The 13,770-nt window shown below is 70.4% G+C and carries 16 protein-coding genes; 10 read left to right on the top strand and 6 right to left on the bottom strand.

From position 1 onward, the window contains the following. Window positions 1-97: 97 nt before the first annotated feature. From rsrA to OHT51_RS14870, 4 genes are all read right to left on the bottom strand, one after another. The gene (rsrA, locus tag OHT51_RS14855) at window positions 98-400 is read right to left on the bottom strand and encodes a mycothiol system anti-sigma-R factor (RefSeq protein WP_328879414.1); all 303 of its coding nucleotides are present in this window, start codon (window positions 398-400) and stop codon (window positions 98-100) included. Next, window positions 397-1,092 carry an RNA polymerase sigma factor SigR gene (gene sigR / locus OHT51_RS14860; RefSeq protein ID WP_328879415.1) on the bottom strand — a complete coding sequence of 232 codons (696 nt, stop codon included), beginning with the start codon at window positions 1,090-1,092 and terminating at the stop codon, window positions 397-399. Before sigR ends, rsrA begins: the two co-directional genes overlap by 4 nt. Window positions 1,093-1,349: 257 nt before the next feature. Next, window positions 1,350-2,012, bottom strand: a complete 663-nt coding sequence (locus tag OHT51_RS14865) for an alpha/beta hydrolase family protein (RefSeq protein ID WP_328879416.1) — start codon at window positions 2,010-2,012, stop codon at window positions 1,350-1,352. A gap of 1 nt (window position 2,013) precedes the next feature. Then, window positions 2,014-2,829, bottom strand: a complete 816-nt coding sequence (locus tag OHT51_RS14870; protein ID WP_328879417.1) for an SOS response-associated peptidase — start codon at window positions 2,827-2,829, stop codon at window positions 2,014-2,016. A 103-nt stretch (window positions 2,830-2,932) separates the two neighbouring features. Here OHT51_RS14870 and OHT51_RS14875 point away from each other — a divergent pair, with 103 nt between their 5' ends. The 4 genes from OHT51_RS14875 to OHT51_RS14890 all read left to right on the top strand — a co-directional run bounded on the left by OHT51_RS14875 (window position 2,933) and on the right by OHT51_RS14890 (window position 6,597). After that, window positions 2,933-3,655 (top strand): M50 family metallopeptidase, encoded by a 723-nt coding sequence (locus tag OHT51_RS14875; RefSeq protein WP_328879418.1) that lies wholly within the window; start codon window positions 2,933-2,935, stop codon window positions 3,653-3,655. A 122-nt stretch (window positions 3,656-3,777) separates the two neighbouring features. Then, window positions 3,778-5,097 (top strand): 3-phosphoshikimate 1-carboxyvinyltransferase, encoded by a 1,320-nt coding sequence (gene aroA, locus OHT51_RS14880; RefSeq protein WP_328879419.1) that lies wholly within the window; start codon window positions 3,778-3,780, stop codon window positions 5,095-5,097. 10 nt (window positions 5,098-5,107) lie between these two features. After that, complete coding sequence (gene rsgA, locus OHT51_RS14885) at window positions 5,108-6,118, top strand: ribosome small subunit-dependent GTPase A (RefSeq protein ID WP_328879420.1); 1,011 nt, start codon at window positions 5,108-5,110, stop codon at window positions 6,116-6,118. A 155-nt stretch (window positions 6,119-6,273) separates the two neighbouring features. Next, window positions 6,274-6,597 (top strand): DMT family transporter, encoded by a 324-nt coding sequence (locus tag OHT51_RS14890; protein ID WP_328879421.1) that lies wholly within the window; start codon window positions 6,274-6,276, stop codon window positions 6,595-6,597. A gap of 10 nt (window positions 6,598-6,607) precedes the next feature. Here the strand turns inward: OHT51_RS14890 and OHT51_RS14895 are convergent, their stop codons facing one another. Then, on the bottom strand, window positions 6,608-7,225 hold the full coding sequence (locus OHT51_RS14895) for a TetR/AcrR family transcriptional regulator (protein ID WP_328884325.1): 618 nt from the start codon (window positions 7,223-7,225) through the stop codon (window positions 6,608-6,610). A gap of 192 nt (window positions 7,226-7,417) precedes the next feature. Here OHT51_RS14895 and hisN point away from each other — a divergent pair, with 192 nt between their 5' ends. Both hisN and OHT51_RS14905 read left to right on the top strand, forming a co-directional pair. Further along, entirely contained in the window at window positions 7,418-8,218 is an 801-nt protein-coding gene (gene hisN, locus OHT51_RS14900) for a histidinol-phosphatase (protein WP_328879422.1), read from the top strand. 112 nt (window positions 8,219-8,330) lie between these two features. Continuing rightward, window positions 8,331-8,723, top strand: coding sequence for a CBS domain-containing protein (locus tag OHT51_RS14905; protein WP_328879423.1), 393 nt, complete (start codon window positions 8,331-8,333; stop codon window positions 8,721-8,723). Between the two features lie 75 nt (window positions 8,724-8,798). Here the strand turns inward: OHT51_RS14905 and OHT51_RS14910 are convergent, their stop codons facing one another. Further along, the gene (locus OHT51_RS14910) at window positions 8,799-10,301 is read right to left on the bottom strand and encodes a catalase (RefSeq protein WP_328879424.1); all 1,503 of its coding nucleotides are present in this window, start codon (window positions 10,299-10,301) and stop codon (window positions 8,799-8,801) included. 106 nt (window positions 10,302-10,407) lie between these two features. On the opposite strand from OHT51_RS14910, the gene OHT51_RS14915 reads away from it, so the two are divergent. The 4 genes from OHT51_RS14915 to OHT51_RS14930 all read left to right on the top strand — a co-directional run bounded on the left by OHT51_RS14915 (window position 10,408) and on the right by OHT51_RS14930 (window position 13,744). Then, window positions 10,408-10,824: a Fur family transcriptional regulator gene (locus tag OHT51_RS14915; protein WP_190069503.1), complete on the top strand. Its 417-nt coding sequence runs from the start codon at window positions 10,408-10,410 to the stop codon at window positions 10,822-10,824. Window positions 10,825-10,971: 147 nt separating this feature from the next. After that, window positions 10,972-11,739, top strand: coding sequence for an ABC transporter ATP-binding protein (locus OHT51_RS14920; protein ID WP_328879425.1), 768 nt, complete (start codon window positions 10,972-10,974; stop codon window positions 11,737-11,739). Beyond that, a complete protein-coding gene (locus tag OHT51_RS14925; protein WP_328879426.1) occupies window positions 11,736-12,599 on the top strand; it encodes an ABC transporter permease in 864 nt (287 codons plus the stop codon). The genes OHT51_RS14920 and OHT51_RS14925 overlap by 4 nt, the downstream gene beginning before the upstream one ends. Next, window positions 12,596-13,744, top strand: coding sequence for an ABC transporter substrate-binding protein (locus OHT51_RS14930; protein ID WP_328879427.1), 1,149 nt, complete (start codon window positions 12,596-12,598; stop codon window positions 13,742-13,744). The genes OHT51_RS14925 and OHT51_RS14930 overlap by 4 nt, the downstream gene beginning before the upstream one ends. Window positions 13,745-13,770 lie beyond the last annotated feature (26 nt).

Below are 13,770 nucleotides of genomic sequence, written 5' to 3' on the forward strand. Positions count from 1 at the left end.
CCGGCAACGTGCTTCAAGCACGGCACCCTAGGGCGGGCAGGGGAGGTCCGCGGTCTTATGACAGCGGGATTAGCACGTTCGAGTGACGGCCGTGCGTTCAGGATTCCTGCGGCGTCGCCGTCACGTCGTGGTCGGGCACGGCCTGACCCGAGCGGATCAGGTCGATCCGCCCCATGACCTTGGCGCGCAGGTCCGTCGGCACGTCGTCATGCCCGCAGCAGCGCTTGACGAGCTTCTTCACGGCCTCTTCGAGGCCGTACTTCTCGAGGCACGGCGAGCACTCGCGGAAGTGCTGCTTGAACTTGTCGCGATCGACGTCCGGCATCTCACTGTCGAGGAACTCGTAGAGATGATCGAGTACCTCACTGCAGTCCGTCTCGTGCGGCTCTCCGCAGCTCATGAGCCCGAGCCTTTCGCTTCGTTCGACTCTCCGGCACCGGCCGGGACGAGCCCGCGCTCACGGGCGTAGTCCTCGAGCATGCCGCGCAGTTGGCGGCGGCCCCGGTGCAGGCGGGACATCACCGTACCGATGGGTGTCCCCATGATGTCCGCGATCTCCTTGTACGCAAAGCCCTCTACGTCGGCGAGGTACACGGCGATGCGGAATTCCTCGGGGATCGCCTGGAGCGCTTCCTTCACGTCCGAGTCCGGCAGGTGGTCGAGCGCCTGCGACTCCGCGGAGCGCAAGCCCGTCGACATGTGCGACTCGGCGCGGGCGAGCTGCCAGTCCTCGATCTCCTCGGCCGCGGAGCGCTGGGGTTCACGCTGCTTCTTGCGGTACGAGTTGATGAACGTGTTGGTGAGGATCCGGTACAGCCACGCCTTCAGGTTGGTGCCCTCGCGGAACTGGTGGAAGGACGCGTACGCCTTCGCGTACGTCTCCTGCACCAGGTCCTCGGCGTCGGCAGGGTTGCGCGTCATGCGCAGCGCGGCCGAGTACATCTGGTCGAGGAATTCGAGCGCGTCCCGCTCGAAGCGCGCGCTGCGCTCGGCGGTCGACTCCGCGGACGTGTCCCCGCTCGTGCCCTGGCCCTCGGGCTGCTCCGCCTGGCCGTTGTCGGTCCCTGCGTCGGTACCGGGAACCGGACCCACCTCCTCAAGATTCCGGGCAGGGCCGAATCCGGACCCACCTGAATCGGAGGATAGACGACCTGCCGTACCTGCCGCCCCTCGAATAGGAGCGGTCCTGGCCGCATGCAGCACCGTCCACTCCAGCTCAGCTCGGCTGCCGGCGGTCGGGCAGAAGGTCGAACCCATGCGGCGGACTTCCTCTCCTACGACGTGAGCGCTGCTGGTTCAGCACCGCTGTCCGCCACAACAGAGGCCGGGGCCCCGACATTCCCGAGTCTTTACCCGAGTGACCCGACCCACTTCACGACCGCGTCCGTGACAATCGCCACGGCCTCGTCCTGATCGAGGGGCGCGCGCTTGGGCACGGCGAACCCGTGATCGCCGTACGGCACCTCGACCAGCTCGAAGTCGCCGGCGGGGAACTCCTCCGGCTTCCCGAACGGATCGTTCCCGCCCTGGACGACCAGGGTCGGCACCCCGGCCCCGAGCAGCTCGTCGGCACGGGACTTCTCGGGCTTGCCCGGCGGGTGCAGGGGGAAGCTCAGCGCGAGGACGGCGTGGGCGCCCAGCTCCGTGGCGGTACGGCAGGCGACGCGTGCACCGGCGCTGCGCCCACCGGAGACCACGGGCAGCCCGGGCGCGGCGAGCGCCGGCCACAGGCCCCGCCAGCCGGCGTCCAGGGTCCTGGGCGCCGGCGCCACCTTCTTGCCGGCCACCCGCCAGGGCTGCTCCACGAGAGCGACGGTCACGCCGTGGGCCGGGAGGACCTGGGCGAGCGCCACGAGGTCGCGCGCCCCGATGCCGCCGCCGGCGCCGTGGCTCACCGCCAGCACCAGCCGGGCCTTCTTCGCGGGGTGCCAGGTGATGCGGGCGTCCCCGGCGTCCGTACCAATGGTCTCGGTCGTCACGTCGGACTCGGTCGTCACGTCATCGGTCGTCACATCAGAAGAGTGTGCCCTCTTCGGGCCCCTCCAGCTCCTTCAGCAGCTCCGGGCCGTTGTTGCGGACGTTGCTGACCATGGTGGAGACGGGGTAGGCGCGCATCAGCCCGGCGGGCGGCGGGTCGAGCAGCGTCCGCAGCTCCTCCGGGTTCGTCCGGGCCGGGTCGAGCCAGGCGTCCCAGCGGTCCGGCGTCAGCATCAACGGCATCCGGGGGTGGATGTCGGCCAGCGCGGACGGCCCCTCCGCGGGCGCCACCGCCAGCGGGGTCGTCTCCGCCTCCGTCGTGATCACGGAGCAGGTCACCCACCAGGCCTGCGGGTGCTCGTCGGGCAGCGTCCGGTCCCGCCAGAACTCGTACAGCCCGGCCATCGCGAACACCGAGCCGTCGGCGGGCAGCACGAAGTACGGCTGCTTGCGCGGCCGTTTCCGCTTCCCCTCGACCTCCAGGTCCCGCTCCTGCGTGCCGGTGACCCACTCGTAGTAGCCGTCGGCGGGGATGATGCAGCGCCGGGAGCTGAAGGCCCGCCGGTACGACGGCTTCTCGTGCACGGTCTCCGCACGCGCGTTGATCATCTTGAACGCGCTCTCGGGGGTCTTGGACCAGCTGGGCACCAGGCCCCACTTGAGCTTGCGCAGCTGCCGAACCGGCCGGGGGTCGCCCGCGTCTTTCAAGGGGCGGTCGAGGACGACGTGAACTTCTTTGGTCGGAGCCACGTTGTAGTCCGCATCGAGGGTCTCCTCGGGCTCCCACTTCTCGATCTCAAAGATTCCTGCGAGATCCTCGGGCCCACGACTAGCCGCATACCGTCCGCACATACGTGCCACACTGCCAGGCCCACCCGTCGCCCGACCACCACCCCTCAACGACGGCGCTACGCGCCGCCCCCTCCGACTCGCCCACAGGGAGCCACCGCCTTACATGGACAGCACCGCATCCGCCTCGCTCGCCTCCCTCTGGGACGAGGTCTCCGGTACTCAGCCCGACCCCGATCTGTGGGTGGTGACCGCCGCCCTGGTCGTCGCGCTGGCCGTCGTCGTCCCGCACCCGCTGTGGCGTCTCTCACGCAACGCCATCACCATCGCTCACGAGGGCGGCCACGGCCTGATCGCGCTGCTGACCGGCCGGACACTGACCGGCATACGCCTGCACTCCGACACCAGCGGCCTCACCGTCAGCCGCGGCAAGCCGCACGGCCTCGGCATGATCCTCACCGCGGCCGCGGGCTACACCGCTCCCCCGCTGCTGGGCCTCGGCGGCGCCGCCCTGCTGGGCGCGGGCCGGATCACGCTCCTGCTGTGGCTGGCGACGGCCCTGCTGGTGGCGATGCTGGTGATGATCCGGAACGCGTACGGGGCGCTGACGGTGTTCGTCACGGGCGGCACGTTCGTGCTGGTCTCGTGGCTCACGGGGCCTCAGGTGCAGGCTGCGTTCGCGTACGTGGTGGTGTGGTTCCTGCTGGTGGGCGGGGTGCGCCCGGCGTTCGAGCTGCAGGCGAAGAGGTCCCGGGGCGGGGCGGGCGACTCGGATGCGGATCAGCTGTCGCGGTTGACGCATGTGCCGGCGGGGCTGTGGTTCTTCCTGTTCCACGCGGTGTCGTTGTGCTCGCTGATAGGTGGCGGTCGCTGGCTGCTGGGGGTCTGACAGCCGGCCTTCAGGGGCGCGGGTCTGTGCCGATGTGCGCTCCGCCGCGTGGGCGCGACCAGCCCCAACGGCGCCGCACCCGAACAACGGCTTGCACAACCCCCTCCTTATAAAGTGAACCCATGGCCCAAAACCCCGCCGCCCCCACCGCCCTATGGCCCGCCCCGCACGCGAGCGGAGCCGTCGACGCGACGGTCCACGTGCCGGGGTCCAAGTCGGTCACCAACCGCGCCCTCGTCCTCGCCGCCCTGGCGAGCGAGCCCGGCTGGCTGCGCCGCCCCCTGCGTTCCCGCGACACCCTGCTGATGGCAGGCGCGCTGCGGGCGATGGGCGTCGGCATCGAGGAGGGCGTGGGCCCCGAGGGCACCGGCGAGGCCTGGCGGGTGCTCCCGGCGGGCCTGCGCGGCCCGGCCACGGTCGACGTGGGCAACGCCGGCACGGTGATGCGCTTCCTGCCACCGGTCGCCGCGCTGGCCGACGGCCCGATCCGCTTCGACGGGGACCCCAGGTCGTACGAGCGTCCCCTGCACGGCGTGATCGACGCCCTGCGCGTCCTCGGTGCCCGGATCGACGACGACGGGCGGGGCGCGCTGCCCCTCACGGTGCACGGCGGGGGTGCGCTGGAGGGCGGCCCGGTGGAGATCGACGCCTCGTCGTCCTCCCAGTTCGTCTCGGCGCTGCTGCTCTCCGGCCCGCGCTTCAACCAGGGCGTGGAGGTCCGGAACACCGGCTCCTCCCTCCCCTCCATGCCGCACATCCGCATGACCGTCGACATGCTGCGCGCGGTCGGCGCCCAGGTCGACACCCCGGAGTCGGGCGGCGAGCCGAACGTCTGGCGGGTCACGCCGGGCGCCCTGCTCGGCCGTGACCTGACCATCGAGCCGGATCTGTCCAACGCCCAGCCGTTCCTGGCGGCGGCGCTGGTGACCGGCGGCAAGATCCTCGTCCCGGACTGGCCGACCCGGACCACCCAGCCCGGTGACCGGCTGCGCGAGATCTTCACCGAGATGGGCGGTTCCTGCGAACTCAACGAGTACGGGCTCGTGTTCACCGGTTCGGGTGCCGTTCACGGCATCGACGTGGACCTGAGCGAGGTCGGCGAGCTCACCCCGGGCATCGCCGCGGTCGCGGCCCTCGCGGACTCCCCGTCCACGCTGCGCGGCGTCGCGCACCTGCGGCTGCACGAGACGGACCGCCTGGCCGCGCTGACCAAGGAGATCAACGAACTCGGCGGCGACGTCACCGAGACCGCCGACGGTCTGCACATCCGCCCGCGCCGGCTGCACGGCGGGGTCTTCCACACCTACGAGGACCACCGCATGGCGACGGCCGGCGCGATCATCGGCCTCGCGGTCGAGGGCGTACGGATCGAGAACGTGGCGACGACGGCGAAGACCCTCCCGGACTTCCCGGAACTGTGGACCGGGATGCTCGGGGCATAGGGACAACGCTATGCGCCGCTACGGCAAGCACACCGACGAGGACGACATCCGCACCCGTCCCGGCCGTCGCAACACCCGGCCCCGTACGAACATCCGCCCCAAGCACGAGGACGCCGCCGAGGGCATGGTCCTCACCGTCGACCGGGGCCGTCTGACCGTCCTCGTGGACGACCGGATCGTGATGGCCATGAAGGCCCGCGAACTGGGCCGCAAGGCCGCTGTCGTCGGTGACCGGGTGGCGCTGGTCGGCGATCTGACCGGCAAGAAGGACACCCTCGCGCGGATCGTACGCATCGAGAAGCGGACCTCCGTGCTGCGGCGGACGGCCGACGACGACGATCCCTTCGAGCGCGTGGTCGTGGCCAACGCCGACCAACTCGCCATCGTCACGGCCCTCGCCGACCCCGAGCCGCGACCGCGGCTGATCGACCGCTGTCTGGTGGCGGCGTTCGACGGCGGCCTGGAGCCGCTGCTGGTGATGACGAAGTCGGACCTGGCTCCGCCGGCCAAACTCCTTGAGCTGTACGGCGACCTGGACATCCCGTACGTCGTCACCAGCCGCGACGAGCTGGAGAACGGCGGCGCGGCGGACCGCGTAAGGGAGCAACTGGGCGGCAGGGTCACGGCGTTCGTCGGTCACTCGGGTGTCGGCAAGACAACACTGGTGAACGCGCTGGTGCCGGAGGAACGCCGACGCTCGACAGGGCATGTGAACGCGGTGACGGGCCGGGGCCGGCACACGACGACGTCCGCGCTGGCGCTGCCGCTGGCGGAGGTGGACGGCTGGGTGATCGACACCCCCGGCGTCCGCTCCTTCGGCCTGGCTCATGTCGACCCGTCCCGGGTGATCAACGCGTTCCCCGACCTGCAACCGGGAACCGAGGGCTGCCCGCGTGCGTGCAGTCATGACGAACCGGACTGCGCGCTGGACGACTGGGTGGCTCAGGGGCACGCCGATCCGGCACGGCTGTACTCGCTGCGGCGGCTGCTGGCGACACGCGAATCCACGGAGGATGACTGAGAGGTCCGACGGAGGAAGGCGACTGACCTCCGCGTTGTTTGTCTCCCTGTAGGGCTGGTAAGGGCATAATCGCACCGAGCCGGAACCAAGCCTGACCAAAGCCTGACGAACCTGACGAAGCGGTCACAGAACGTGGGGATACGGGAGGACAGCACATGGCGTGGCTGCTGGTCATCGTGGCGGGGCTGCTCGAAACCGGGTTCGCCGTCTGCCTGAAGCTGTCGCACGGCTTCAGCCGCCTGTGGCCGACGGTCGCGTTCTGCATCTTCGCCCTCGGCAGTTTCGGACTGCTGACGCTGGCGCTGAGGAAGCTGGACGTGGGGCCGGCGTACGCGGTGTGGACGGGAATCGGGGCGGCGGGTACGGCGATCTACGGGATGATCTTCCTCGGTGACATCGTGTCGACGCTGAAGATCGTGTCGATCAGCTTCGTGATCGTGGGCGTCGTCGGCCTGCAGCTGTCGGGTTCGGCGCACTGAGCCACGTTTCCTACGGCGGCCCGCCCGCCAACTGCCGGTGCAGGGCGCTGCGTACGAGGTCGGCGACTCCGCCCTCGCCGGGTGGCGCTGCGACGCAGGACAGGGCCAGCCTGACGACGAGTTCGCAGGAGCGGGCGAGGTCGGCGGTGTCGGACTTGTGGACACCGGGCCCGGTGAGGACCGCCACGGCCCGGTCGCGCACCATGCCCACGAAGTCGCCGGGTGACGGGAGCGGCCCGTCGGCCCGCCGCTGGGCCGGCACGGCGGAGGAGGACGGGACCGCGGACAGCGTCGGCGAAGGCAGCCGCTCGCTCCAGCAGCCGGTGAGCATGGCGCGGACGAGGGCGTTGTCGCGGGCGAGGCCGGCGGTCCACTCCGCGGTGGCGGTGAGGCGGTCGCGGGCGTCGCTGTGGGTGGCGAGGGCGCGTTCGATGCCGGCGAGGTACCCGTCGGCCTCTCTCCTCACGAGTGCGCGGGCCAGGCCTTCCTTGCTCCCGAACTCGTTGTACAGCGTCTGCCGGGACACGCCGGCCGCGGCGGCCACGTCCACCATCCGCACGGCGGACCACGGCCTGCGCGCCAGCGCCGTGTAAGCGGCGTCCAGCAGGGATTCCCGCGCTGCAGGCATCATCGCCTCCCTGGGACGAGCGGCTCTGCGCCCAGATTTGACGCGCACAGCGGCACTGTCAAGGGTTCGCGAGGGCACGCGGGGGCGCCAGTCGGCCGGGGCGCGCGGGCTCCCGTCGGGTCCCGGGTGCCGGGGAACTTGATCCACGGGGCCTGTAGCCCCACCCCGACCACGACAGATAGCGTTCATTCCATGCCGGACTACCTCGACGATCTCCGCCTCGCCCACGTCCTCGCGGACGCCGCCGACGCCGCCACCATGGACCGCTTCAAGGCGCTCGACCTCAAGGTCGAGACCAAGCCGGACATGACCCCGGTGAGCGAGGCCGACAAGGCCGCCGAGGACCTCATCCGCGGGCAGCTCCAGCGAGCCCGCCCGAGAGACGCGATCCTCGGAGAGGAGCGCGGCGTCGAGGGCACCGGCCCCCGCCGCTGGGTGATCGACCCGATCGACGGCACCAAGAACTACGTACGCGGCGTCCCGGTCTGGGCCACCCTCATCTCCCTGACGGAGGCCTCGGAGGGCGGCTACCAGCCGGTTGTGGGTCTCGTCTCCGCCCCCGCCCTCGGCCGCCGCTGGTGGGCCGCCAAGGGGCACGGCGCGTTCACGGGCCGCAGCCTCTCCTCCGCGTCCCGCCTGCGCGTCTCCAGCGTCTCCAAGCTGTCGGACGCCTCGTTCGCGTACTCCTCGCTCAGCGGCTGGGAGGAGCAGGGGCGCCTCGACGGCTTCCTCGACCTCACGCGCGAGGTGTGGCGCACGCGCGCGTACGGCGACTTCTGGCCGTACATGATGGTCGCCGAGGGCTCGGTGGACCTGTGCGCAGAGCCCGAGCTGTCCCTGTGGGACATGGCCGCCACCGCGATCGTCGTGACGGAGGCGGGCGGCACCTTCACCGGCCTCGACGGCCGCCCCGGCCCCCACAGCGGCAACGCGGCCGCCTCGAACGGACTGATGCACGACGAGCTCCTCGGGTACCTCAACGAGCGCTACTGAGCGCCCCCTTGTTGACCCCCTCTTTACCTGTCACTCTGAGAGTCCCCCCACTTGTGAATTTGTGAAACCATGAACAAACGGTGCGGGGGCACTTCAGGAGGTGGCTCCATCCATGCTCGTACGTGACGCCATGAGCACCGTGGTCCTCACCATCGGCCCCACTCACACCCTTCGCCAGGCCGCCGCGCTGATGTCCGCTCGTCGGATCGGCGCGGCCGTGGTCCACGACCCCGATGCCGGCGGTATCGGCATCCTCACCGAACGCGACATCCTCAACTCCGTCGGCCTGGGACAGGACCCGGACGCCGAGCGCGCCCACGACCACACCACCAACAACGTCGTGTTCGCCGCCCCGTCATGGACCCTGGAGGAGGCGGCCCGCGCCATGGCGCACGGCGGCTTCCGGCATCTGATCGTCCTCGATCACGAGGAGCCCGTGGGCATCGTCTCGGTCCGCGACATCATCCGCTGCTGGGCACCCGTACGGCAGCACGTGCCCGCCTAGAACACCGGACGGGCCGGGCCCTCGGAGGAACCCGGCCCGCCGGCCACGACAAGCGATCCAGTGCTGGTCGGTGTTTCAGCCGCGCAGGGCCTGGACCGCGGCCTCCAGCCGCTTGCCGAAGTCCTCGTCGGCCCGACGGAAGTTGCCGATCGCCCGCTCGGCGATGTCCTCGCGCGAGACCTGCGCGACGGCACCCGCCAGGTTGGCGATCAGGCGTTCCTTCTCGTCGTCCGACATCAGGCGGTAGAGGTTGCCCGCCTGCACGAAGTCGTCGTCCTCGGCGTGCACGGGCGCCTCGTGGTCGCCCGTGCCGGCCGTGAAGCCGGCGAACGGCTGCCACAGCGGACGGCCCGTCTGCGCCGGGCCGCCGAAGCTGTTCGGCTCGTAGTTCTTCGCGCCGCCGTGGCGGCCGTCGTACAGGAAGCCGTCGCGGGAGTTGGTGCGCGCCTCGGTGGCGTGCGGGCGGTTCACCGGCAGGTGGTCGGCGTTGATGCCGACGCGGTAGCGGTGGGCGTCGCCGTAGGCGAAGAGGCGGCCCTGGAGCATCTTGTCCGGGGACGGGCCGATGCCCGGCACGAAGTGGGCGGGGCTGAAGATCGACTGCTCGACCTCGGCGAAGACGTTGCGCGGGTTCCGGTTGAGCTCCAGCCGGCCGATCTCGATCGGCGGGTAGTCCTCGTGCGGCCACACCTTGGTGAGGTCGAACGGGTTGAAGCGGTATGTCGCGGCGTCCGCCGCCGGCATGATCTGCACCTGCACGGTCCAGCTCGGGAACTCGCCGCGCTCGATGGCCTGGCGCAGATCGCGCTGATGGGAGTCGGGGTCCTCGCCGGCGAGCCTGTTGGCCTCGGCCTGGGTGAGGTTCCTGATCCCCTGGTCGGTCTTGAAGTGGTACTTGACCCAGAAGACCTCGCCGGCCTCGTTGTTCCACTGGTAGGTGTGCGAGCCGTAGCCGTTCATGTGGCGGTACGACGCCGGGATGCCACGGTCGCCGAACAGCCAGGTCACCTGGTGCGTGGACTCGGGGGACAGGCTCCAGAAGTCCCAGACGTTGTCCGCCTCCTGGCTCCCCGTGTACGGGTCGCGCTTCTGGGTGTGGATGAAGTCCGGGAACTTGATGGCGTCCTTGATGAAGAACACCGGGGTGTTGTTGCCGACGAGGTCGTAGTTGCCCTCCTCGGTGTAGAACTTCAGCGCCCAGCCGCGCGGGTCGCGCACGGCGTCCGCCGCGCCCAGGCTGCCGGCCACCGTCGAGAAGCGCAGGAACGTCTCCGTCTGCTTGCCGACCTCGGAGAGGAAGGCGGCGCGCGTGTACGGGGTGACATCGGCGGTCACCGTGAAGGTGCCGTAGGCGCCGGCGCCGCGGGCGTGCACCACCCGCTCCGGGATGCGCTCCCGGTTGAAGTGGGCGAGCTTCTCCAGCAGGAGCTGGTCCTGGACGAGGACCGGGCCGCCGACGCCCGCGGTCTCGCTGTTCTGGTTGTCGGCGACCGGAGCACCGGCCTCCGTCGTGAGCGGTCCCTGGGTCACGTGCGCCTCCTGCGTTGGTACGAGCGACTCCGGCCACTCCTGTCCCATGGGCCAAAGTTGATCTCGATCCTATCTTGGACTTTGTCTAAGTCAAGCCAAGCTCCAAAGTCACATCCATTCGGAAGCTGGTCATCCTGCTGTTAAGGTGTTCTGCATGAGTGACCTTCTGGAACGGCTGCGCGGACGCGGATGGCGGATGACCGCGCAGCGGCGTGTCGTGGCCGAGGTACTCGCCGGCGATCACGTCCACCTGACGGCCGACGAGGTGCACGCCCGGGCCGTCGCCAAGCTGCCCGAGATCTCCCGGGCGACCGTCTACAACACGCTGGGCGAGCTGGTCACCCTCGGCGAGGTGCTCGAGGTCTCCACCGACAAGCGCGCGAAGCGGTACGACCCGAACGCCCACCGGCCCCACCACCACCTGGTCTGCGCCCAGTGCGGCTCCATCCGGGACGTCCACCCGACGGGCAACCCGATGGCCGACCTCCCCGACTCCGAGCGCTTCGGCTTCACGGTGTCGGACGTCGAGGTGACGTACCGCGGCGTCTGCCCGAACTGCGCGAAGGCCTAGTCGGCCACTTTCCCTGAGCCCCGGCGCCCGTGAGTGCCGGGGCTTTGTGCTGCCCGGGTGCGGGCGGGCGGGGTTCCAGAATCTGACGGACCGTCATATGGTCAACGGCACCCACACGTCCGTACCGCACTCCGCAAGGAGACAGAAGTGGGAGAGCCGTACCCCAAACTCAGAGCGAACGACCTGACTCGTACCTTCGGCCGAACCCCCCACACCGTCCACGCCCTCGGCCCCCTCGATCTGACCGTCGCCCCCGGCGAGTTCGTCTGTGTCGTCGGGCCCTCCGGCTGCGGCAAATCCACGCTGCTGCGCATCGCCGCCGGCCTGCTCCGCCCGAGCGCCGGCACCCTGGAGATCCGTACATCCAGCAGCCGCCCGGCCGCCATGATCTTCCAGGACTACGGCATCTACGACTGGAAGTCGGTCCGCGCGAACGTCCGCTTCGGCCTGGACATCCAGCGCGTGCCGCGGCGCGAGGCGGACGCCCGCGCCGACGACTGGCTGGCCCGCATGGGCCTGTCGGACTTCGCGGCCGCCTACCCGGCCACCCTCTCCGGCGGGATGCGCCAGCGCGTGGCGATCGCCCGGGCGCTGGCCGTGGAGCCCGAACTGCTGCTGATGGACGAGCCGTTCGCGGCGCTCGACGCCCAGCTGCGCACGATCCTCCAGGACGAACTCCTGGACATCACGCAGTCGCTGCGGACCACCACGCTCTTCATCACCCACAGCCTGGAGGAGGCGATCGTCCTCGGCGACCGGGTCCTGGTCATGTCCGCCCGCCCGGGCCGGATCATCGCCGGGCACCGCCCGCCGTTCGCGCGCCCGCGCACCGGCGACATCCGCGCCACCCCCGAGTTCACGGCACTGAAGAGCGAGCTGTGGGACCTGCTGCGCAAGGAGGCGGCACCGGCATGACGACACTCGCGAAGCCGCCCGCCGAGTCGGTCCTGGTCCGCCGCCCCGGCCCACAGGAACTGCACCCCGCACGCACTCACCGCCGCAGGCGCGCACTGGAGCTGTCGCTGGCGCTCGCCGTCCCCCTCGTCCTCCTCCTGCTGTGGCAACTGGCCGCGGCGCAGGCCTGGATCGACGACCGCGTCTACCCGGCCCCCTCCACGATCCTCGCCGACGGCTGGGACCGGGCGGCGGCCGGCGATCTGTGGCCGGACGTATGGGCCACGCTGAAGCGCGTCCTCGCGGGATACACAGCCGGCACGGCGGCGGGCTACGCCCTGGGCCTGCTGATGGGTTCCCTGTCTCTGATACGAGCGGCCCTGGAACCGCTCCTGGACGCCCTGTACGTCGTACCGAAGCTGGCCCTGCTCCCCGTCTTCCTGAACATGTTCGGCCTGGGCGAGGGCCCGCAGGTGGCCCTGGTGGCGGCCACGGTGTTCTTCTTCGTCTGGATCTCCACGATGTCCGCGGTGATGTCCATCCCCACCGGCCACCGCGACGCGGGCCAGGTCTTCGGCGCCTCGCGATGGCAGATGTTCCGCCACGTCCTGCTGCCCGCTTCCCTCCCGTCCGTCCTGGTGGGCGCGCGTATCGCGGCGGGTGTGGCGGTCCTGGTCATCGTCGCGTCGGAGCAGATCGCCGCGACGAACGGCCTGGGCCATCTGATCTTCGATTCACGCGCGCTGTTCCAGAACGACGTGATGTTCGTCGGCATCGTCTGCGTCGCGATCCTCGGGGTCCTCTTCTCCGAACTGATCCGCTTCGCCGGCCGCCTGCTCACCCCCTGGGCACCGAGGGACCGAGGAAGGGGCCAGTCATGAAGCGGAGGACCACGCAACGATACGGCGCCGTCATGGCCGCCGCGGCACTGCTGGCGTCGGCGGCCTGCTCGTCCCCGTACGAGTCGGACTCCTCCTCGAACTCGGGCGGCGGGCAACGCACCATCCGCCCGGTGGAAGGCTGCGGCGACAAGGCCTGGACGGACCCGAAGGACCTCTCCCCGACCCGAACCCCGGCCCGCTGTCTCCCCGGCGCCCCTCCCCCACAGCCCGTGCCCGAGCCCCGCAAGCTGACGATCGCGACGGGCACGCTGAGCGCCGAGTACGTGGCTCCCCTGCAAGTCGCGCTCGACAAGGGTGAGTTCAAGAAGGAGGGCCTGGATGTCACGCTGAAGGTCCTGCCGACTCCGGACGCGCTCCCGCTCCTGGCCAAGGGCGACATCGACGCCCTGTGGGCGGCCCCGGAGGCGGCGGTCATGAACGGCATCAAGGGCGGCTTCGACATCAAGTGGGTCGCGGGGAACTTCTCACCCGACCCGAAGTCGAAGAGCGGCCTGTGGGTACGCCTGAAGGAGGGCGAAAGCGCGAGCCGCGTCGCCATGGCCGACCGCAGGCTGGGCACCATGATCGGCAAGGGCTCGGTCATCGCGTACCCCATGGAGAAGGCCCTGGAGCAGCACGGCGGCGGCCTCGCCGACATCCAGTACCAGCAGCTGGGCTCGGCCGACGTCCTCACGGCCCTGGAGAACGGCGGCGTCGACTCGGCCTGGCTCCTGGACCCGGTCTGGCGCAAGGTGGACGGCCGGCAGGGCTACGCCTTCCTCGGCGGTCAGCCACCGGGCGAACCACTGGGCGGCATGCTGTACGGCCCCACACTGCTCCAGGACGACGTGGACGCGGGAGTCGCCCTGATCCGGGCCTACATCCGCACCGTGAACACCTACTTCGCGTCGGACTACAAGCAGGATGCGACCTTCGTCACCTACCTCGCCGAACTCCTGAAGTCGGACGCGTCCATCCTGCGCTCCACCCCGCCACTCCGCATGGACTGGGAGATCCGCGCCCGGACGACGACCCGCCTGCAGTCGGCATACAAGGCCCAGGAAGTGGCGGAGGGAGACGCCCTCCCGGAGTCCCGAACAGTGAACCGCACCCTGTACGAGGAGGCGGTGGGCCACACGCCCTGACACACCCCGGGAAACACCTAAGGCCG

It is taken from the genome of Streptomyces sp. NBC_00299 (genome assembly GCF_036173045.1).
Classification (GTDB): domain Bacteria; phylum Actinomycetota; class Actinomycetes; order Streptomycetales; family Streptomycetaceae; genus Streptomyces; species Streptomyces machairae.